This is a genomic window from Nocardiopsis terrae (assembly GCF_014651695.1).
Lineage (GTDB): Bacteria > Actinomycetota > Actinomycetes > Streptosporangiales > Streptosporangiaceae > Nocardiopsis > Nocardiopsis terrae.
The window spans coordinates 325,814-346,725 of sequence record NZ_BMXJ01000005.1; the positions used below are offsets into that span (position 1 = coordinate 325,814).

18 protein-coding genes, 1 tRNA gene and 2 pseudogenes are annotated in these 20,912 nt (G+C 70.1%); 6 read left to right on the plus strand and 15 right to left on the minus strand.

Annotated features, from left to right (window positions below; all coding sequences use genetic code 11):
- Positions 1 to 607: 607 nt before the first annotated feature.
- Positions 608 to 1,432 (minus strand): AfsR/SARP family transcriptional regulator, encoded by an 825-nt coding sequence (locus IE195_RS15775; protein ID WP_191272128.1) that lies wholly within the window; start codon positions 1,430 to 1,432, stop codon positions 608 to 610.
- Between the two features lie 831 nt (positions 1,433 to 2,263).
- Here IE195_RS15775 and IE195_RS15780 point away from each other — a divergent pair.
- Both IE195_RS15780 and IE195_RS15785 read left to right on the plus strand, forming a co-directional pair.
- Entirely contained in the window at positions 2,264 to 2,956 is a 693-nt protein-coding gene (locus tag IE195_RS15780) for a hypothetical protein (RefSeq protein ID WP_191272130.1), read from the plus strand.
- A gap of 495 nt (positions 2,957 to 3,451) precedes the next feature.
- Positions 3,452 to 4,270 (plus strand): hypothetical protein, encoded by an 819-nt coding sequence (locus tag IE195_RS15785; protein WP_191272132.1) that lies wholly within the window; start codon positions 3,452 to 3,454, stop codon positions 4,268 to 4,270.
- Between the two features lie 289 nt (positions 4,271 to 4,559).
- Here the strand turns inward: IE195_RS15785 and IE195_RS15790 are convergent.
- Positions 4,560 to 4,633 (minus strand) — tRNA-Pro (locus IE195_RS15790).
- A gap of 202 nt (positions 4,634 to 4,835) precedes the next feature.
- Here IE195_RS15790 and IE195_RS15795 point away from each other — a divergent pair.
- The 3 genes and pseudogenes from IE195_RS15795 to IE195_RS15805 form a co-directional block, all read left to right on the plus strand.
- Positions 4,836 to 5,414 (plus strand): annotated as a pseudogene (locus IE195_RS15795) (TetR/AcrR family transcriptional regulator); the annotation flags it as partial.
- Positions 5,415 to 5,671: 257 nt separating this feature from the next.
- Positions 5,672 to 6,646: a helix-turn-helix transcriptional regulator gene (locus IE195_RS15800; RefSeq protein WP_191272134.1), complete on the plus strand. Its 975-nt coding sequence runs from the start codon at positions 5,672 to 5,674 to the stop codon at positions 6,644 to 6,646.
- The gene (locus IE195_RS15805; RefSeq protein ID WP_191272136.1) at positions 6,643 to 7,203 is read left to right on the plus strand and encodes a dihydrofolate reductase family protein; all 561 of its coding nucleotides are present in this window, start codon (positions 6,643 to 6,645) and stop codon (positions 7,201 to 7,203) included. The genes IE195_RS15800 and IE195_RS15805 overlap by 4 nt, the downstream gene beginning before the upstream one ends.
- Positions 7,204 to 7,262: 59 nt before the next feature.
- Here IE195_RS15805 and IE195_RS15810 read toward each other — a convergent pair whose 3' ends face one another.
- Positions 7,263 to 7,760: a 2-thiouracil desulfurase family protein gene (locus tag IE195_RS15810; protein WP_191272138.1), complete on the minus strand. Its 498-nt coding sequence runs from the start codon at positions 7,758 to 7,760 to the stop codon at positions 7,263 to 7,265.
- A 206-nt stretch (positions 7,761 to 7,966) separates the two neighbouring features.
- Here IE195_RS15810 and IE195_RS15815 point away from each other — a divergent pair.
- Positions 7,967 to 8,227: pseudogene (locus IE195_RS15815) on the plus strand (MFS transporter); the annotation flags it as partial.
- Positions 8,228 to 8,308: 81 nt separating this feature from the next.
- Here the strand turns inward: IE195_RS15815 and der are convergent.
- The 12 genes from der to pyrG form a co-directional block, all read right to left on the minus strand.
- Entirely contained in the window at positions 8,309 to 9,748 is a 1,440-nt protein-coding gene (der, locus tag IE195_RS15820; RefSeq protein WP_191272675.1) for a ribosome biogenesis GTPase Der, read from the minus strand.
- 200 nt (positions 9,749 to 9,948) lie between these two features.
- A complete protein-coding gene (cmk, locus tag IE195_RS15825) occupies positions 9,949 to 10,638 on the minus strand; it encodes a (d)CMP kinase (RefSeq protein ID WP_191272140.1) in 690 nt (229 codons plus the stop codon).
- Positions 10,639 to 10,766: 128 nt separating this feature from the next.
- Positions 10,767 to 11,978, minus strand: a complete 1,212-nt coding sequence (locus IE195_RS15830; protein ID WP_191272142.1) for a prephenate dehydrogenase — start codon at positions 11,976 to 11,978, stop codon at positions 10,767 to 10,769.
- A gap of 91 nt (positions 11,979 to 12,069) precedes the next feature.
- Entirely contained in the window at positions 12,070 to 12,432 is a 363-nt protein-coding gene (gene aroH / locus IE195_RS15835) for a chorismate mutase (protein WP_191272144.1), read from the minus strand.
- Between the two features lie 113 nt (positions 12,433 to 12,545).
- Complete coding sequence (locus tag IE195_RS15840) at positions 12,546 to 14,174, minus strand: pseudouridine synthase (RefSeq protein ID WP_191272146.1); 1,629 nt, start codon at positions 14,172 to 14,174, stop codon at positions 12,546 to 12,548.
- On the minus strand, positions 14,161 to 14,751 hold the full coding sequence (gene scpB, locus IE195_RS15845; RefSeq protein WP_191272148.1) for an SMC-Scp complex subunit ScpB: 591 nt from the start codon (positions 14,749 to 14,751) through the stop codon (positions 14,161 to 14,163). The genes IE195_RS15840 and scpB overlap by 14 nt, the downstream gene beginning before the upstream one ends.
- Positions 14,748 to 15,614, minus strand: coding sequence for a segregation and condensation protein A (locus IE195_RS15850; RefSeq protein ID WP_191272150.1), 867 nt, complete (start codon positions 15,612 to 15,614; stop codon positions 14,748 to 14,750). Before IE195_RS15850 ends, scpB begins: the two co-directional genes overlap by 4 nt.
- A gap of 119 nt (positions 15,615 to 15,733) precedes the next feature.
- Positions 15,734 to 16,135 carry a hypothetical protein gene (locus IE195_RS15855; RefSeq protein ID WP_191272152.1) on the minus strand — a complete coding sequence of 134 codons (402 nt, stop codon included), beginning with the start codon at positions 16,133 to 16,135 and terminating at the stop codon, positions 15,734 to 15,736.
- A complete protein-coding gene (locus tag IE195_RS15860) occupies positions 16,132 to 17,091 on the minus strand; it encodes a ParA family protein (RefSeq protein ID WP_191272154.1) in 960 nt (319 codons plus the stop codon). Before IE195_RS15860 ends, IE195_RS15855 begins: the two co-directional genes overlap by 4 nt.
- A 291-nt stretch (positions 17,092 to 17,382) precedes the next feature.
- Positions 17,383 to 18,393, minus strand: a complete 1,011-nt coding sequence (locus tag IE195_RS15865; RefSeq protein WP_191272677.1) for a site-specific tyrosine recombinase XerD — start codon at positions 18,391 to 18,393, stop codon at positions 17,383 to 17,385.
- Positions 18,394 to 18,397: 4 nt separating this feature from the next.
- Positions 18,398 to 19,066 (minus strand): NUDIX domain-containing protein, encoded by a 669-nt coding sequence (locus IE195_RS15870; RefSeq protein WP_191272156.1) that lies wholly within the window; start codon positions 19,064 to 19,066, stop codon positions 18,398 to 18,400.
- Between the two features lie 46 nt (positions 19,067 to 19,112).
- A complete protein-coding gene (pyrG, locus tag IE195_RS15875; RefSeq protein WP_191272159.1) occupies positions 19,113 to 20,753 on the minus strand; it encodes a CTP synthase in 1,641 nt (546 codons plus the stop codon).
- Positions 20,754 to 20,912: the final 159 nt, after the last annotated feature.

The following is a 20,912-nucleotide window of genomic DNA, read 5'->3' on the forward strand; positions in this document are numbered from 1 at the left end:
CCGGTGAAGTACAACGCCTTTTCACCCTTTCCTTGGTACACACACCGCATGACACAGGCGTCACCCCAGGCTGATATGGGGCTGATACGTGCTCCGGCCGATGCCTTCCACCACCTTTTCGGCAGAGGAAAACGATCACGGTGAAATTCCTGAGGGCCGGTTCCCCAGGTGACCGAAGAAGGGGTTCGGAGGTCCTGGCCTCGGTGCTGGAGGGCACGTCGGTCGGATAGCCGCCCCCCAGAGACCTGTTGCTGATCACCGACAGGGGTTCCGCTTACCAGCCCTTCGCGCACTCACCGGCTGCGGCCCTCTGCCCGGCTCTCTCCCACCAGGTCGACCGCGGCGTCGGCGAACTGTGGGTGCGGGGAGAGGAGACCCTCGATCTCGTCCGGCTCCACGCGGTATCCACGGATCTTGACCCACCGGCCCCCGCCCCCGGAAACTCGAGTACACCCTCTTCGGCGCAGCGGGCCCGATCACCGGTGCGACGGATCCGCACAAACGATCGCGCAACGAAGGGGCAGGGAGGAACCACGCTCGTGTGCGGTCCTCGTCGTGTCTGCCGCACTACCCGGCAAGGACATCGATCTGACCCTTCGGACGCCCTCTACTCGGTGCGTTCCAGGATCCTGCGCATCTCGCGTTCGAGCACTGGAGACGGGTCCATGCCCAATTCCGCGGCCATACGCTCCCGTATCCGCTGATAGGCGTCCAGGGCGTCCTGTGCCCTACCCAGTCGGTCCAGCGCGATCATGAGTTGCGTACAGAGCCGCTCGTCCAAGGGGCGCTCCTCGACGAGTTGCTCCAGTAGGGGGACGAGGTCCGCGTACCGACCGCGTTCGAGGTCGATCTCGACCAGACGGGTCAACGCCAGCGTTCGCTCATGCTCGAGGCGACGGGCCTCTGCGTCGCGGATCACCCCTGGGGGAACGTCCTGCAAGGCGCGCCCCCGCCAACACCGCAAGGCTTCCTGATAGCAGGTCGCGGCCTTGTCCAGATCCCGGTTCCGAGCCCGTTGGGCCTGGTTGCACAAAGAGCGGAAGCGGTCCGTGTCTACGGCCCCCTGCGGTGCTTCCAGCCGATATCCAGGATAATGCGAGTTAACGCGCACCGATGGCGTACTGCCCGCGGAGAACAACTCTATGGTTCTCCTGAGGCGTGACACTTGCGCGTACAGGGCATTCGGTCCGCTGGCTGGCGGCACATCCTGCCAGAGTTCCTGGAAGAGCACACTGCTGGGAACCGTCTGCCCTCGATTGACGAGGAGAGCGCAGAGAAGGCTCCGTTGGCGCGGACCGGCAAGCAAGGAACTACGGTTCGGACCTTGTATAAGCATGTCACCGAGCACGGAAAACGTGACCAAAATTACTCCATCGAAGCAGGACCCCCAGCTAGAGGCTTGTTGGTCCTCCAGCTCCTTGCTCGGTCGCATGGGCGCAATCGGACATTCACGGTGCCTGTTACCGGCAGATGAGCCATACCCGGCAAAACGCGGGGTAATCACGTATGAACAACAACGTGCGCCGAGCTTTACACCGACGGATACCTCGGGAAAGAGATGTACGCACACCGGCCTCCTCACGGACACCCATGTGTCCAGGAGGAGGTGACGGAGCCGCACCGCACAGGGCTCCGTCTTCACGCAGGTGATTACGCGCCTCCACCACGGTGACACGAGACCGCGAGATGAGTTCGGAGTTCCAACGCGAGATACTTGCCGCTCGCCCCTCCGCTCCGAGCGGATCCGCCTCTCCCAGCACGCCAGTACCCGAGGATGCCAGGGCCGTCAGCCGTGCCGGAGCGAGGTTCTCCAGGCGACGTGCCGGGGGTCGTACCCCGGGCCCCCGGCAGAACGGTTCCTCCCGGTGGAGACGGACGGATACACGCGAGCACTGATGCGTGTGTCCTCTCCGCCTCACCGCACCATGGGAGCAGTGCGGCGAAGCCCAGCACCAGTGCACGCGGGAGAACGTCCCGCTCCCCGTCGCGGGAAGACAGAGGGACGGCCCTCTCCGCATCCTCTCCGAGTCCGCGCACGACGGCGTCCCAGTGGGATATTCCAGGAATCTGTCCATCCCCACGGAAGCACTCCTTGGTCAGGAAAACTTTTCCGGAGCAATTCGACCCTCGAACCAAAAAGCAACAGGCACCAGCGCCCCGCTGCCAGCGACGCAAGGAATACATCAGGAGGACGTCAGCGCCATATAAGCCGAGTACGCGAAAGTAGCCTGAGAAAGCTCCCGAGGAGAGGCATGGAGGTACTGTGTTCACTGATCTCTCACAGACTCCGCTCGCCGGCGAGGCGGTCGCCAAACTCCAGAAGCTTGCCAGGAGCGATCCCGTGGGCAACCGGTTCCTGGAGTCGCTGAGGGAGAACCGCGCCACCACGGAGAACTTCCGCAGGCTGGTGGGCGTCACCCACAAGTGCCATCCCGCTGAGATCACCGGGTTCGCCACCGTGATGTCCCGGTTTCCCAGCGAGCAAAACGTCGCCTTCCTCTGTGACATGGTGCGTTTGGTCAATCGTGCGCGCCCCAAACTCCGCCGCTTGATCGAAGCGTCAGGAATGACTGAGGAGGATGTCCGGAACTGGCCCCCGGACCACCTCGCATACGAGGTTCCGGGGTTCTGGGAAAGAGCCGCACTGTTGGGAAACCAGTCGCAAACGGCACTGGCCCTGTACTGGGACATGGTGAACTACTTCCCCGACAGCGACGAGATGCTCCGGTTGCTCGAGGAGTCGTCTCTGGAGGTGATCGAGGAGGTCGCCTGGTACTACGGGGGAGGCCAGTCCGACGAACTCGAACTTCAGGCCCTGCTGGCCGCCGAGGAGGGCCTTGCGCGAGGTGAGCCCGTGGACGAGGCCGTGATCGCTGCACGAAGGATGGAGGAGGCGATCGCCGCCTACTGGTACGCGGCGGCTCGCTCCGCTGATGACTCCGAGAGCGACTCCTGACCGACCAACCCGAGCTTGCAGATCCGACGGCCGCCGGTTCGAACCCTGATCGCTCCTGACGGACCCGGATCAGATACCCGCCCGGTCCTCCCGGACATCGGAGATCGAGCAGGCCGCGCCCGGGATCAGTGAGCACACCGGCCCCTGGTCACACCCGGACCACCCAAGGCGGAGGCCTACGCAGCCGCTCCCTGCAAACGGGAACGGTCCTGGGAGAGCCCCCATGCGAGCGGACACTCGGATTCCGCAAGGGCCGGTGGACGCTGCTGAACAGCGCCGACCGCCCACCGCTCTGGTTCGTGCTGAGCGACCGCATCCTTCGCATTCCCATGAGCAGCTTCTGTGAAATGCGATATCGCCACGACGGCATGACGCCACACCGACCTGCCACGGCCAACCCGATGCGCCACACCCACCGACCACCCCTCTGGAATTGGCAGGAGAACTCCGTTCATCGCGTTTTGTCGTCTTCTCATTGACAGAAAGGGTTATACCATGGACATTTCCTCACGAATCTGTGTCTCCCCTCCGTACCGAACGCTGAACGGGATCTCCTCCCCGGCGCCTGGGTGCGCCACGGCATCGTTCTCCCCGGAGTTCCCTTCCGCGGCCGAAGAGCCGGTCTCGATCATCGAGGCGGCTCGGCATCTGCCCATCATCGGGCTGTGCGCGGCCGCCACGACAGCTGGCCCGGGCCGTCGCTACTACCTGGCGCGCAGGGCCAGGCTGCGTCGCCTGACCCCGCCCGCGCCGGGAGCGCCGCAGCAGCTTCTGCACACGACGGCTCTGGGGGGCATCAACCGGCCGGGCTCGGCCTCGGCCGCCGCCTTCCTCTACGACTCCGACCACACGGCCCTGTTCGATCTGCACTGCGACTACGTGGTCCTCGATGAGAAGAGCTTCGCGCGCACCTTCGAGCACCTGGCCGACCCCTCAACCCAACAGACGGCCTCCTCTCCCTACCGTTCGCCTTTGCGGTTGGACGATGTGTCGGTGTCCGGAACGCAGGCACAGGCGGAAGTGAACCTGCGGGCCGAACAGTGCGCGGGCCATTTCGCCGGGTTTCCCGCTGTTCCGCTCGCCTACCTGCTGACGGCTCTGGTCGATCTGGCCGAGCGCCTGATGGAGGCCCCCGAGAACACCGGTCCACCGTTCCGGGTCGAACTGCTCCAGGCCGACACACTGTTGGCCCCCGGGGTTCCGATCGTGCTGCGGGCCCACCGGCAGGAGGACCATCGGGTGCTCCTGAGCGCGGGTCACGGTGGGGACGAAACGGTCATGGTCTCCATAACCTTCAGCAAGACCAGCACGTGAGTGAGGTGATTGCCCCGCAGGGCTGTCTCATTCCCGATGAGCGGTGATATCCACGTCGGTCAGCGAAGAACGATCACGTCGAGCGGACGGCTGAAAGCCTCCTCCGACACCCGCCGGACGGCGTCGGGAAGCGTGTCCCGTCCCAACCGCGACAACAGCACGGACGGAATCCTGCCCGACGTGGACTGACGGCCCACCCGGCCCCGGTTCAACCCCACCCGCACCCCACCGCAGACGCAGAAAAGGGCCCGTCTGACGACGAGCCCCTCACTGAACTGCTATTCCTCTGTCGGGACGGCGGGATTTGAACCCACGACCCCTTGACCCCCAGTCAAGTGCGCTACCAAACTGCGCTACGTCCCGGCCGCTGAGCGGAAGCCGCCTCCGGCCCCGCCAACGGGGACGACTCTATCGCATCTGGCGGGCCTTTCGCACACGGTCCGCGGGCCCCTCGGGGACCGCCGGGCTCCGGTCCCCGGCGGTGGTCGCGGGGTGTACTCCGGGGGCTCCCGGGCCGAACGCAGGGTTCTGTCTTGATCGGTACGGACCTTGCTACCGTCACCCCATGGGAAGACCGCGCCAGTTCGACGAGGAGCGTGTGGTCCGGGCCGCCTAAGGCGAGTTCCGGAGCAAGGGCTTCGACGGGACGTCCACCGCTGACCTGTGCCGGGCGACCGGGCTGACCCGGAGCAGCCTCTACAACACCTTCCACTCCAAGGAGCACCTGTTCCGACGGGCGCTCTCGTACTACGTCACCACCATGACCGCGCGCCAGGCCACCCTCCTGGACACCGCGGGGGCCACCGTGCTGGAACGCGTCCGCGCGCTGCTGACCGCGATCACCGAGGACGAGACCGCCAACCGGGCGGACGGGCACGGAGCAGGCTGCTTCACCGTCAACACCATCACGGCGGTCGCCTCCCGCAACCCGGACATCGCCCGGCTCGTCGAGGCGGACCTGCAACGGCGCCTCTCCGGACTGCGGCTGACCCTCAGGGACGGCCAACTCGACGGGTCCGTCACCGCCGACCGCGCCCCCGAGGACCTGGCCTGGTACGTGACCTCCCTGCTCTACGGGATGCGGATCGCGGCCCAGTCCGGCGCCGGACCGAAGACGCTGGCGGGCACCGCCTCGACCGGCCTCGCCCCCTCCTACGGGGCGATGGTGCTCGCCCGCGTCGTCACCGGCACCGCCGCCGGAGCCTTCCTCGGCGTCGCCCTGTCCGCCCACGTCCCGGCGGTCGCTCTGCTGTCGATGACGGGCATCGGCCTGGTCGGCATCACCCTGAACCCGGCGATGGTCCCGCCCGCGCTCAGGGCGGCCCGGGTCGGCCAGGAGGCCGCCGACACTGCGCAAGAACGGTCAAGCGGCGGCGAGGGGCCCGAGAACATACTGGTCCCATGACCGACTCCACCACCGAGCCCTCCTCCGGGCGCGACCGCCTGCGTGAACTGCTCGACGCGGTCCTGGACGAGGACAACGCCCGACTGAGCGAGATGGCGGGGCAGGCCCACGCCTCGCCCTTCCACTTCAGCCGCCTCTTCGCCCGGGACACCGGCGAGTCCCCGGTGGCGCTGCGCCGCCGGGTCCTGCTGGAACGCGCGGCCTGGCAGATCGGCCAGGGCACCAGCGTCACCGACGCGGCGTTCACGGCCGGATACGGCTCGGTGGAGGGGTTCACGCGGGCCTTCGCGCGCGCCTTCGGTCACCCGCCCAGCGCCACCACGTCGGGCAGCGGCAGATGGCTGCCCGCACCCAACGGCGTCCACTTCCACCCGCCGATCCACCTGTGGGTGGAGGAGAACCCGAGGGGACGACCCGGCATGGACCTGACCGCGCTCCAGACCCACCACGACGTCGACGACACGGACCGGCTCATCGCCCTGGCCGCGGACCTGCCGGAGCAGGACTACCGGAGGGTCTGGGAACCCGGCCGGACCGTTCTGGCCTGGGACGGCCCGGAGGGGTCGATCGCGGCCGCCCTGGACCGGCTGGTGCGGTCCAGGGAGGTCTGGCTGGCCTCCATCGGCGGCGAGGACTTCCCCGGGCAGGGGCCCGACGACCCGGCCTCGATCCGGGCCAGGCACGAGGCGGCGGGGGCGCGCTGGATCGCCGCCGTCGACGACATCGGGCGGCGGAACGCCTGGGGCGACCGGCTCATCGACGCCCTGTGCGACCCGCCGGAGAGCTTCCTGCTCGGCGGGGTGGTCGCGCACGTGCTCACCTACTCCGCGCACCGCAGGCAGAGCGTCCGCCACATGCTGCGCGCGGCGGGGGTCGAGGTGGGCCACGGCGACCCGCTGGAGTGGTTGCAGGAACGGCACGGGGCACCGAACCGGCACCGGACACCGAACGAACGGGGAGACACGACATGAGCAGGACCGTCTACGAGACCGCCACCAGCCTGGACGGCTTCATCGCCGACCAGGACAACTCACTGGAGTGGCTGTTCACCGTGGAGAGCGAGCCGGAGGACGAGGGACACGGCGAGGCACTCGACAGGACCGAGGAGTTCATCAGGGGCGCGGGCGCGATCGTGATGGGTGCGACCACCTACGAGTGGATCCACAGGCACGAGGGCGGCAAGCCCTGGCCGTACCAGGTCCCCACGTGGGTGCTCACCCACCGGAACCTGCCCCGGGTGGCGGGCGACCTCCGCTTCACCAGCGCCGACACCGACCAGGAACTGCAGGACCTGCACGCGGACATGGTCAGGGCCGCCGACGGCCGCGACATCTGGGTGGTCGGCGGCGGACGGATCGCCGCGAACCTGGCCCGGCTGGGACTGCTGGACGAGGTGTCGGTCTCCGTCGCACCGGTCAGCCTGGGCGGCGGCGCTCCCCTGCTCGACGGGCGGGTCCGGTTGAAGCCGCTGGAGGCCAAACTCGCGGGGCCCTTCGCCTGCCTGCGCTACGCGGTCGTCAGGGACTGACGCCCCGAACCGTGCCCGGGACGCCGCAGCGGCGTCCCGGGGCGTGTCCTTCGCCCGGCTCAGCCCGCTTCCAGAACCCTCATCCGCTCCGCGGCCTGCGCGACCTCGTTCTCGTTGAACACGGCCACCCCGTGCTCACGGAGCAGGTGCGCGGTCACACCCTCCCCCGGCACCTTGCGCCCCTCGAAGGTCCCGTCGTACACCTCGTGCAGCCCGCAGGAGGGGCTGGACTCCTTGAGCAGCGCCATCACCACCCCCTGGGAGCGGGCGGTGGCCAGCGCCGAACGCGCACCGGACACGAAGGGACCGGTCACGTCCGCGCCCTCGGGGGTGAGGATGCGGGCCCGACCGGCGAGCACGTCGGCGGCGTCGGCGCCCGGTTCGATCTCCGCAGGCGGCCGGGGCACCGGCAGACCGCCGGCGATCTCGGGGCAGTGCACGACGAGGCGCCCCTCCTCCCGCCAGCGGGTGACCGTGTCGTCCCCCACCGGTTTCGCCTGGCCGTCGTAACGGACCCTGCGCCCCATCAGGCAGGCACTGACCAGCACTTTTCGCATACGGCCACGCTACCGCCGGACGCCGCGGCCGCATCCCACGGGTTCAGCACCCGGAGTCCTTGTCCATGTGCACCAGGTGGGAACACCGAGGGAGAGACGTGAGCGACAACCAACCAGGGGGCCAGCGGGTCCCGCGAACCGAGCACCGGGCCACCCGCAAGGCCGTCACGGCCGCCGCGATCGGCAACGCGGCACCGGTCCTGCTGCTGGTCGCCGAGTCGCTGGTGCAGTCCACCGGCAACCTGTACTCGCCCGCCTGGCTGGTGATGGCCGCCGGAGCCGTCGGTGTCCTGGTGGTCTGGCGGATGCGGGAGAGTGCCGGGAAACCGCTGCCGGGCGCACCGGCCATCCCGGTTCCCGAACGCGCCCCCGCAGCCGTGGGAAGTCTGCCCCATCCCCGCAGGGGCGACGGCTCGGGCCGGAGTATCCGCGGCAGCAACGTCCACCGCCTGCCCTCCGACCCCTGACGGGGCCCCGCGACCCGCGGACCCTGCGCACGCCGAAGGGGCGCCCCGCCCGGGACGCCCCTTCGGTTCCGGAACCCGTGCCTACTTCCGGCGGCCACCGCCGCCGCGCGGCTTGCGGTCCGGACGCACACTGCCCTTCGAGGCGCGGCCCACGCCCGCGTTCTTCTTCTCGCGGATACGCATGCTGATGTGCACCGGGGTCCCCTCGAAACCGAAGTCCTCACGCAGGCGCCGCTCGATGAAGCGGCGGTAGTTCTCCTCGAGGAACCCGGTCGTGAACAGGATGAAGTGCGGCGGACGCGCACCGGCCTGGGTCGCGAACAGGATCTTGGGCTGCTTGCCGCCGCGCACCGGCGGCGGGGTGGCCGCCACCAGCTCCTTGAGCCAGTTGTTGAGCTGCCCCGTCGAGATGCGCTGGTTCCAACCGGAAAGGCTGGTCTCGATCGCCGGGACGAGCCGCTCCATGTGGCGGCCGGTGGCCGCGGAGATGTTCACCCGCGGCGCCCAGGAGACCCGCCCCAGCTGGCGGTCGATCTCCTTCTCCAGGTAGATCCGGCGCTCGTCGTCGAGGATGTCCCACTTGTTGAACGCCAGGACCAGACCGCGGCCGGACTCGACGACCTGCTCCACGACCCGGATGTCCTGCTCGGCGAGCGGCTCGCTGACGTCCATCAGCACCACAGCCACCTCGGCCCGCTCCAGGGCGGTGCCGGTACGCATGGTCGCGTAGTAGTCGGCGCCCTGGAGCGCGCGGAACCGGCGGCGGATACCGGCGGTGTCGATGAACTTCCAGGTCTTGCCGCCCAGCTCGATGAGCTCGTCGACGGCGTCACGGGTGGTGCCCGCGACCGAGTCCACGACCACCCGGTCCTCACCGGCGAGCCGGTTCAGCAGGCTGGACTTGCCCACGTTCGGACGGCCCAGCAGGGCGATCCGGGACGGGCCGTCCTCCTCGTCCTCCTCCGCGTCGCCCACGGGCGTCTCGGGGAAGGAGTCCACGATGGCGTCCAGCATGTCGCCGGTGCCGCGACCGTGCAGGGCGCTGATCGGGTAGGGCTGCCCCATGCCGAGGTTCCACAGGTCGAGCGCGTCGGCCTCCTGGCCCTCGCCGTCGACCTTGTTGGCCGCCAGTACCACGGGCCGTTTGGTGGAGCGCAGCACCCGGGTGACGGCGGCGTCGGCGTCGGCGATGCCGACGGTCGCGTCGACCACGAACAGGATGACGTCGGCGGTCTGCGCGGCGTACTCGGCCTGCCGGGCGACCATCGCGGCCAGGCCGCTGACGCTGGTCTCCCAACCACCGGTGTCCACCAGCGTGAAGCGGTGGTTCTGCCACTCGGCGTCGTAGGCCACCCGGTCACGGGTCACCCCCGGCACGTCCTCGACCACGGCCTCGCGGCGGCCGAGGATCCGGTTGACCAGACTGGACTTACCGACGTTGGGGCGACCGACGACGGCGACGACGGGCAAAGCCGCCTCCTCGCCCTCGGGGCCCGTGTCGACCACGTCGAACTCACTCATGTACTCGTACTCCCGGTTCTGGGTCCCCACGCGCCCAGGATGCGTACCGCGGGGATGCGAAAGGATTCGACGCGATCGCCACGTGAATCACCACGGGCGCCGCTGAGGGCGCCCGCGTCCTGCCACGGAGGGCAACCCCCGTGGATGTTCGTGTGTTCCCCCGAAGGGGTGGGTGTGGCCGGTCCCTCCCTGCGGAGGACCTACCCGTTCCCGGCCTCGTCGGCCAGCTTGACGACCAGAGCGACGACCTCGTCCAGGTTCAGGCCGGTGGTGTCGAGCTCGGTGGCGTCGGCGGTCTGCGTCAGCGGCGAGTGGGACCGGCTGGAGTCCAGCATGTCGCGACGGGCCAGGTCGGCCTGGGTCGCGGCGATGTCCCCGGTCCGGACCTCCTTGCTGCGGCGCTGGGCGCGCGCCTCGGCGCTGGCGGTCAGGAACAGCTTGACCGGGGCCTGGGGGGCGACCACGGTCGTGATGTCACGGCCTTCCACGACGATACCCGCGGACTCGTTCCGGGCGGCCTCGATGATCTCGCGCTGGGTCCGAACCAGCAGAGCGCGCGCCTCGGGCACCGCCGAAACGGCGCTCACGTTGGTGGTGACGTCCTTGCCGCGGATCTCGGCGGCCACGTCACGGCCGTCCACCGCCACCGTGGGGGCGGAGGGGTCGGTGCCCATGGTGATGACGGGGCGCTCGACGTTGGCGGCCACCGCGGCGGCGTCGTCGACGTCCACACCGTTGTCCAGCATCCACCAGGTGAGGGCCCGGTACATGGCCCCGGTGTCGAGGTAGCGCAGTTCCCGCGCCTTGGCGACACCCTTGGCCGTGCTCGACTTGCCCGACCCGGAGGGACCGTCGATGGCGATGACGATTCCCTTGCCCTGCGCGCTCACTACTGCTGACTCCCTCACTACGGACGGATGACACCGTCACTGCCGACGCCTCAGCCTACCTTCGCGCGCGGGGCCGTCGCGCCGCGCGCCCGTCCGCGCGACGGGCCGCACCGCACCGGGGGGCGCGCTCAGGCGCCCGGGTGCACCGACCAGCCGTCGGCCGACAGGGCCGCGGCGAGAGTGTCCACGGCCTCCGGGAGCACGTACAGCTCGGCCACGCCCAACGGCAGACCCGGGGAGTGCTCGATCCGCACGTCCTCGATGTTGACGCCGGCCGTGGCGGCCGCGGCGAACAGGCGGCCCAGCGCGCCGGGCTCGTCCGGGATGACGACCGGGATCACCGTGTACACGGGGCGGCGGACCGCACCGTGCTTGCCGGGGATGCGGCCGTGGCCGGAACGCCCCCGGGCCAACAGGTCGCGGACCGGCTCCAGGCCGTCGTCGTCCCCGCCACCGGCGCCGTCCCGGGAGGGGGTTTCGGTCCCGGCCGGAGCCCGGCCGGGCGGATCGGCGGGGGTTCGGGCGGACCAGGTGCGCAACGCCTCGGCGGTGGCCGCCAGGTCGGCAGCCGTCTCGCGCAGCACCTCGGCCACCGGCCCCGCGTTGTGGGTGAGGATCTCCGTCCACATGGCCGGGTCCCCCCCGGCGATACGGGTGACGTCGCGCACCCCCTGACCGGCCAGGGTGAGCGCGGCCCCGTCCCCGGCCAGCAGCCGGGCGGCCACCGCGGAGGAGGCCACGTGCGGGGCGTGTGAGACCAGGGCCACCGCGCGGTCGTGCGCGCGCGCCTCCAGCACCAACGGATCGGCCCCGCACAGGCGGGCCAGTTCGGTCACCGCGGCCACGGAACCGGCGTCGGCCTCGTCGGTGGGGCACAGCGCCCAGGAGCGGCCCAGGAACAGGTCGGCGCGGGCGGCTCCCGGGCCGTGCTTCTCGCGGCCACCCATGGGGTGCCCGGCCACGAAGGTCGCCATGTCGCAGCCGAGCCGCTCGGCACCCGCTACCACGCTCGCCTTGACACTGGCCGCGTCGGTGTACACCTGGGCCAGCTTCCGGTCCTGGGCGTCGCGCAGCACCGCCGGGATGACGGCGGGGGGCGCGGCGATCACCGCGATGTCCGCGGGAGAGCTCTCAGCGGCCCCGTCCAGGGGGCGCCCGGCACCGAGGTCGCAGGCCAACCGCAGGGAGGCCGGATCCGGGTCGGTGAGGGTGACGTCTACGCCACGGGCACGCAGGGCCAGAGCGATCGACGTCCCGATCAGACCGCTGCCGACCACCGTGACCCGACGCAGGTCCGTCCGCCTCACTCCGGCGCCGTCCGCGCCACCGCTACCACTCACTGCTCCCCCGACCCTGCCGTGTGCCTGTCTTCCAGACTACGGCCCCCACGGCCCGGCGGCCCCGGAGCCGCCGCCTGCCGCAACGCCGCACCTACTGGGCGATGTCCAGGCGCAGCGCCTGCGCCCCGCGCAGGTAGACGTGCTGGATGTCGGCGCGCGCACGGTCGGTTTCCACGTGCGCCATGAGCCGCACCACACGCGGCAGGGCGTGCGGGACGGCGATCTCGGTCGCGCACATCAGCGGAACGTCGGCGAAACCGACCTTGCGCGCGGCCAGCGCGGGGAACTCACTGGTCAGGTCGGGGGTGGCGGTGAACACCACACTGATCACGTCGTCCGTGGTGAGTTCGTTGCGCCGCATCACCTCCCGAACCAGTTCGGCCGTGGCCTCCAGCACCTGCTCGCGTTCGTCCGCGTCGACCTGCACCGCACCGCGGATGGCCCGTACCGCCACGTTCGATCCCGCCTTGTCGTCGTCAACCCTGCCGCACCCGGAGAAGAGGAAACGGCGGCCGCTCCCCCGTTCGGGGTGCGACCGCCGTCAACTGTATCCACAGCCCTGCGTGGTTACAGGCCCGCCACCTTGTACAGCTCGCCGATCTCACGCGAGCTGAGCGCGCGCATCGTGCCCAGCCGCAGGGTGTTGAGGTCGATCGGGCCGACCTGGGTGCGCGCCAGGTCCGTGACCGGGTGGCCCACCTCCTCCATGAGGCGACGCACGATGTGCTTGCGCCCCTCGTGCAGGCGGATCTCCACCATGGCCTGGGCCTCGTCGTTGTCGACCACGCGGAAGGAGTCGACCTTCACCGGGCCGTCCTCCAGCTCCACGCCCTTCTGGATCCGGCGCACCACGCGGTGCGGCACTGGACCCGGAACCTTCGCGACGTAGGTCTTGACGACCTTGTAGCGCGGGTGCGTGAGCCGGTTGGCGAGGTCACCGTCGTTGGTCAGCAGGATGAGACCCTCGGTCTCGGTGTCCAGCCGGCCCACGTGGAAGATGCGCTCCTCGGTCTGACCGGCGTAGTCGGCCAGGGTCGGGCGTCCCTGCGGGTCCCACATGGTGCTGACCACACCGCGCGGCTTGTTCAGCGCGAAGTACAGCTTGTCCGGGGCGGTGACCACACGCATGTCGTCGACACGGATCTCGGAGACCTCCGGGTCGACACGGGCGCCGAAGCGCCGCACGATCTGGCCGTCCACGCTCACCCGGCCGGCCGCGATCATCTCCTCGCTGGCCCGGCGGCTGGCGACACCGGCCGCGGCCAGCGCCTTCTGGAGCCGGATGCCGTCCGGCACGTCGGTGTAGGTGTCGCGGGGCTCACCTGTGTGCCGGTCTTCGTCGCGCGGGTCGTAGTCGGCGCGCAGGGCACTGAGCCGCTCGCGGGCCGCCTTGGAGAGCTGGTTCTCGCTCTTGCCTCCGGCGGTGGGCGTCTGGTCGCGACGCTCGGGGCGCTGGTCGTGACGCTGGTCGCGGCGCGGCCGGTCGTTCCGATCCTGGGGGCGGCCGCCACGGCTCTGGTAGCCGCCACCGCGGTTGTCGTCACGGCCCTGCATACGACGGCCCTGGGCGTCACGGCGCGGACGGCCGTCCCCGCTCTGGTAGCCACCGCCGCGGTTGTCGTCACGGCCCTGCGGGCGGCGGTCGCGGTCGTCACGGCGGGGACGGTCGTCGCGGTAACCGCCACGGCTGTCGTCACGGCGCTCGAAGGAGCGACCGCCACGGTCGTCCCGGCCCTGGTAGCCGCCACGGCCACGGTCGTCCCTGCGGTCACGGTCGCCCCGGTACCCGCCACGGCTGTCGTCACGGCCCTGGCCCTGGTAGCCGCCACGGCCACGGTCGTCCCGGCCCTGCGGACGGCGGTCACGGTCGTCACGGCGCTCGAAGGAACGGCCGCCACGGTCGTCACGGGCCTGCGGACGCCGGTCGCGGTCGTCGCGGTCGAAACGGCCACCACCACGGCGGTCGTCACGCCCCTGGCCCTGGTAACCACCACGGCTCCGGTCGTCACGCCCCTGGTAGCCGCCCCGGCCCCGGTCGTCACGGCGGGGACCGTCACCGCGCCCGTGGGGGCGCCGGTCGTCCCTGCCTCGGTCGTCGCGGTGGCCTCGGCCTCCGCGGTTGTTGTAGTCGCCGCGCTCACCGCGCGGTGCGTCGTCCCGCTCACCACGGGAACGTTCGTTGTTAGGTGTGCTCACCGGTGTCGTCAAGACCTTCGATGTCGTCGGGGAGGAACGGCGCCAGATCAGGCAGCTCGTCAAGGCCGCGCAGGCCCAGCCGTTCCAGGAAATAGGAAGTGGTCCGATACAGCAGAGCACCGGACTCGGAGTCGTGTCCGGCCTCTTCGATCAGGCCCCTCAGTACGAGGGTACGCATAACCCCGTCGCAGTTGACCCCGCGTACGGCGGAGACCCTGCCACGTGAGACCGGTTGGCGGTAGGCGACGACGGCCATCGTCTCGAGTGCGGCCTGGGTGAGCCGCACCTCCTGCCCTTCCCGTAGGAAGTGCTCGACGATGTCGGCGCACTCGGGCCGCGTGTACACACGCCACCCGTCGGCCACCGCCCGTAGGTCGAAACCACGGCCCTGCTCGGTGTATTCCCGGGAGATCTCCTCCAGGGTCCGGGTGACGGTTTCCACCGGTACGTCCATGGCGCGGGCCAGGTCGTACTCGGACACCGGCTGGTCGACCACCATCAGCACGGCCTCCAGGTCACGGCGCAGGGTCGGCGGCGCGGGAGCCCCGCCCACGTCCGCGGTCTGCTCTGCGGTCATGGCTGCTCCCCCGGCGTCGTGTCGGCGGTCGGTGCCGCCTCGTCGTAGTCGGACTCCAGCTCGACGTCCCCGTCGCCACCGGTCCAGGTGACGGTCAGTTCGCCCAGCGGTTCGGGCTGGTCGAAGCCCACGTTCGAGGCCCGGTACAGCTCCAGCAGGGCCAGGAACCTGGCGACGACCTCGAAGGTACCGGTGCACTCGACCGTCAGCTGCGCGAACGTCAGTCGGCCGTGTTCGCGCAACTCGGCCACCATCAGCTCACCCTGCTCCTTCACGGAGGTCTTGGTGAGGTGGATGTGGGTGACCGAGACGCTCGGCGGTTCCTTCGGGGTGAACACCATGCCGGCCAGGGCCGCGAACTCCTGGGGCCCGAGCTTGAACAGCACGTCCGGGCGCATCCCGGCGAACCGCTCCTCCAACGGCACCGCCCTCGCGTACCGGCGGCCCTGGGTGGCCAACCGCTCCCGCATGAAGGAGGCGACCTCCTTGTACGCCCGGTACTGGAGCAGTCGGGCGAACAGCAGGTCCCGTGCCTCCAGCAGGGCCAGGTCGCCCTCGTCCTCGATCTCGCCCCGCGGCAGCAGACGGGCGGCCTTGAGGTCGAGCAGGGTGGCCGCGACCAGCAGGAAGTTACTGGCCTGGTCCAGGTCCCAGTCATCGCCGAACGCGCGGATGTGCGCGATGAACTCGTCGGTGACCTTCGACAGCGCCACCTCGGTGATGTCCAGCTTGTGCTTGGAGATCAGCCCGAGGAGCAGGTCGAAGGGCCCCTCGAAGTTGTCCAGGTGCACCTGGAAGGCGTTCTCGTCGGCCTCGTCGGCGCCCTCCTCCTGCGGGGGCGGCCCCTCCCGGTCAGTCATCATGACCGGCCCGCGTCTTCTTGCTCATGACACAAGGGTGTCACCGGCTCGGACCAGCCGGTGACACCCTCTGTCTACCGCCCCGGTCCGTGTCCGCTCCCCCAGCGGTCGGACCGGGGTACTCATTCCTCACTCAGCCGACGCACCAGCATGCTGCTCGAACCGTGCTCCTCGAAGTCGGCGAGCAGCACGGCGACGGCCTCGCGTACGAGGCGGCCGCGGTCGGCCGACAGCCCGTGCTCCGCGCGGAGCGAGAGCCTGGTCTGTTCCAGGGCCAGCAGTTCGGGCCCCGAAACGTAGACGGTGATCTTCTCGTCGTGGCGCTGGCGCCCGCTCGGCTTCGGCGCGCGGCGCACCTTGGTCCTGCCGCGACCGTTCGGCTTGCGCGCGGGCCACTCCGACGGAGTCTCGGCCGCCCCCTGTCGGTCCTGTTCCGGTACCTGGTACTGGCGTTCGGTCTCGACCAGCTCCTCCTCGGAGCCGGAGGGGCGGAAGAACAGCTCGTCCGCCCCGGGTAGCGTCACGCGCCGTGACCGCTGAGAGGCCACCTCGCCAGCACCTCCTTGGCCAGGGACCGGTAGGCGTTGGCCCCGGCCGAGGACGAGTCGAACCTGGTGATCGGTTCACCCGCCACAGTGGCGTCCGGAAAACGCACGGTGCGGTTGATCACCGTGCCGTAGACCTTGTCCCCGAACCCGTCCACGATCGTGGACAACACCTCGCGGGCGTGCAGGGTGCGCGGGTCGTACATGGTGCCGAGGAAACCGTCGATCACCAGGTCCTCGTTGAGCCGCTCCTGCACCTTCTGGATGGTGTCCATCAGCAGGGCGACACCGCGCAGTGCGAAGAACTCGCACTCCAACGGCACGATGACCCCGTCCGCCGCGGTCAGCGCGTTGACGGTGAGCAGGCCCAGCGACGGCTGGCAGTCGATGAGGATGACGTCGTAGTCGTTGATGACCGGACGCAGCGCGCGCCCCAGCATCTGCTCACGTGCCACCTCCCCGACCAGCTGCACCTCGGCCGCGGACAGGTCGATGTTGCTCGGGATGAGGTCCAGTCCGTCGATGTCCGTCTTGAGCAGGACGTCCTCGACCGTCACGTCGCGCTGCATGAGCAGGTTGTAGACGGTCAGGTCCAGCTCGCGCGGGTCCAGCCGCCCCAGACCCACCGACAGCGCGCCCTGCGGGTCGAAGTCGACCAGCAGCACCCGTCTGCCGTACTCGGCGATGGCCGCACCGAGGTTGATGGTGGTGGTGGTCTTACCGACCCCACCCTTCTGATTACAGAGTGCTACAATCCGTGCCGGGCCGTGTTCGTCGAGCGGTGCTGGCTCCGGATATGTCCGCTCGGGTCTCTTGGTGTGCAGATCCGCCCCCGTGTTGCGTGTCGTCCCCCAGGGGTTGCTCACCGGATCGGCGAGGTCCCCCTCACCGACGGGTGCGGTGTTCGCCGCCTCGTCGTACTCCGACCAGTTCACAACCCTTGACCTCCCCCACGGACCGGCCACGGCCCGATGGGACTGCTGACGCCTCCCACGACTGGCCGCCGTCGGAAACTCAATATGTCGACAGCAACGTACCTCTGTGCGGCGACTCTAGAACGACGACACGGCGCACTTCAACATGATCAGACGAGGATTCCCCCGCCTGCGCAACCGGGAGGAACCGCTCGCACGTACCCTCCCTTCTCGTAGGAGAAGGGTACACACGGCGCACGTCGGACTCACCCCGAACGCTCCACCGCTTCCCCTGCCACCAGGGCCCTGCCGTCACCGCGAGCCGCCCCCGGCCCATCGCGCCCTGGGGTGGCTGGAGGCGTACACCTCGCGCAACCGCTCGACCGTCACCAGCGTGTAGACCTGGGTCGTGGTGACCGAACTGTGCCCCAGCAGCTCCTGCACGACCCGGATGTCGGCGCCGCCGTCCAACAGGTGGGTGGCGAAGGAGTGCCGCAGGGTGTGCGGGGAGACGCCCTCGACCCCCGCCCGTTCGGCCGCCGCCGAAAGCAGCGCCCACCCGCCCTGACGGGTCAGCCGACCACCGCGCGCGTTCACGAACAGGGCGGGGCCGCCCCGGCCCGAGGCGACCAGGGTCGGCCGCACCAGGGTCAGGTACCCGCCCAGGGCCCGCCGCGCGTAGGAGCCCAGCGGGACCAGGCGTTCCTTCCCGCCCTTGCCGCGGAACCGCACCAACCCGACCGCGCCGCCGGTGTCCGCCGCGTCCACCGCCTCCGCGACGTCGTCCACGTCCAGCCCCACCGCCTCCGAGACACGCGCCCCGGTGCCGTAGAGCACCTCCAACAGGGCGCGGTCACGCTGGGCCAACAGATCGGCCCGCGCGGCCGAGGCCGGAGCGTCCGCCGGGCCCGACGCCTCCAACAACCGCTCCACCACCTCCAGGGGAGCCGCCTTGGGCAACCGCATCGGCGGCACCGGAGGCGTCACGTCCACGGCCGGGTCGACGGCCGCCCACCCCTCCCGCACCGCGAACCGGTGCAGCCCGCGCACCGCCGCCAGGGCCCGGCCGGCCGAGGCCGCACCCAACGGGGCGTGCTCCTCGTCGCCCTCGCGCAGCGCCCCCAGGTACGCCCCGACGTGCCCCGGACAGACCTGTGCCAGCTCGGTGAGCCCCTGGTCCTCCAGGTAGCCGACATAGCGGCAAAGGTCACGACGGTAGGCCAGCAGGGTGTTGTCGGCCAGGGCCCGCTCGGCGCCCAGATGGTCCAGGAACGCGGCCCGTACACGCCGCAGCGGGACCGCCCCGGGTCCGGTCCGCTCCATCGGGTCAGGCATCCGCAGCCACGGGCAGGGAGGTGAACCCGTCCTGGGCCGCCGTGTGCGCGGCCAGGATCCCGATGATCGTCGCCCCGTTGTGCAGGCGCCCCTCCAGGACCGCGCGTACGGCCTCCGCCAGCGGCAGCCACTCGGCGGCGAGGTCGGTCTCCTCGTGTTCGCGCACGAAGCCGACCTCCTCCTCGGGTACCTCGGTCAGGTCCCGGGCGAGGAAGATGTGGATGCGCTCGTCGGAGAAACCGGGGCTGGGGAAGAAGTCGGGCAGTTCGTGCCAGGTCTCGGCGCGCAGCGTGGACTCCTCCAGCAGTTCGCGCCGGGCGGTGGCCAGGGGCCCCTCGCCCGCACCGTCGATGAGCCCGGCGGGCAGCTCCCACAGGGTGTGCTGGGTGGGGTGCCGGTACTGGCGCTGCAGCAACACGCGCCCGGCCGAGTCCAGGGCCACGACCGCCGCCGCCCCGGGATGGTCCATGTAGTCGCGGGCGGCCAGACTCCGGCCCTCACCGTTGGCCCCGGGCATCTGGACCCAGTCCGTGCGCATTCCGCACTTGGCGCCCGCGAACCGCTCCTCGGTGCGCTCCACCGGCCACGACGCGGGGGCGTCCGCGACCTTCGCGTACGCCCCCGTCGTTTCGGCGGTGACCGGGCGGGTGTGGTTGGCCATGCGGCCCCTCTCAGGCTCGGGCCCCGCCCGCCCGGTCCCGTCCCCGTCAGGAGAGCCTGTGCTCCAGCGAGGCGGAGATCAGACCGCGGAAGAGCGGGTTCGCGTTGGTCGGACGGGAGCGCAGCTCCGGGTGCGCCTGCGTCGCAACGAAGAACGGGTGCGCTTCCCGGGGCAGTTCCACGTACTCCACCAGCTTGCCATCAGGGGAGAGGCCGGAGAACACCAGACCCGCCTCCTCCAGCTTGGGCCGGTAGGCGTTGTTGACCTCGAACCGGTGCCGGTGGCGCTCGGACACCTGCGCGGCGCCGTCGTACAGGTCCCGCACCAGGGTGCCCTCGCCCAGGGACGCCGGGTACATGCCCAGTCGCATGGTGCCGCCCATGTCACGGTCGCCGGAGACCACGTCGGCCTGGTCGGCCATGGTCGCGATGACCGGGTCGACGGCCTTGTCGTCGAACTCGGTGCTGTTGGCGCCCTCCAGACCGAGCACGTTGCGCGCGTACTCGATGACCAGACCCTGCAGGCCCAGGCAGATGCCCAGCAGCGGCACCCCGTTCTCGCGGGCGTAGCGGATCGCGCCGAGCTTGCCCTCGATACCGCGCACGCCGAAGCCGCCCGGAATGAGGATGCCGTCGGCGCCGTCGAGCTCGGAGGCCGCACCCGAGGGGCTGGCGCAGTTGTCACTGGCCACCCAGCGGATGTTCACCCGGGTGTCGGTGGCGAAACCGCCCGCGCGCAGGGCCTCGCTGACCGACAGGTAGGCGTCGGGCAGGTCGATGTACTTACCGACCATGGCGATGGTGACCTCGTGGTCGGGCTGGTGCACGCGACGCAGCAGCTCGTCCCACTCGGTCCAGTCCACGTCCCGGAAGGGCATGCCCAGACGGCGGACGACGTAGGCGTCCAGGCCCTCGCGGTGCAGGACCTTGGGGATGTCGTAGATGGAGGGGGCGTCGGGGGTGGAGACCACGCCCGCCTCGTCGACATCGCACATGAGACTGATCTTGGCCTTCAGGCTCTGCGTGATGGGGCGGTCCGAACGGCACACGATGGCGTCGGGCTGGATACCGATGCTGCGCAGGGCGGCGACCGAGTGCTGGGTCGGCTTGGTCTTCATCTCCCCGGCCGGGCCGAGGAACGGGATGAGGGAGACGTGCAGGAAGAAGCAGTTCTCCCGGCCGATCTCGTGCCGGATCTGACGGACCGCCTCGAGGAAGGGCTGCGACTCGATGTCGCCGACCGTACCGCCGATCTCGGTGATGACGATGTCGACGTCGGGGGAGTCCATCGCGTAGATGCGCGACTTGATCTCGTTGGTGATGTGCGGGATGACCTGCACGGTGTCACCGAGGTAGGCGCCCTGGCGCTCCTTGGCGATCACACTGGAGTAGATCTGCCCGGTGGTGACGTTGGCCGAGGCGGACAGCTCGACGTCGAGGAAGCGCTCGTAGTGGCCCACGTCCAGGTCGGTCTCGGCACCGTCGTCGGTCACGAAGACCTCGCCGTGCTGGAAGGGGTTCATCGTCCCCGGGTCCACGTTGAGGTAGGGGTCCAGCTTCTGCATGGTGACCCGCAGGCCCCGCGACTTCAGGAGTCGGCCCAGGCTGGAGGCGGTCAGGCCCTTACCAAGACTGGAGGCGACGCCGCCAGTAACGAAAAGGTGCTTGGTACTCGCGGCGGATGCCAAAGTGTTGCTCCCGTGGTTTGAGTGGCTACGGCGGGCTCGGGCGAGCTGAGCGGCCGTGCGGCGGTCCGGTTCCGGCGGCGGCTGTGCCGTTCCGGTACGTCGGACTCCACGGGGCACCAGGATAACAGGCCCCCCGTTCGCCCACACCCGGGAACGCCT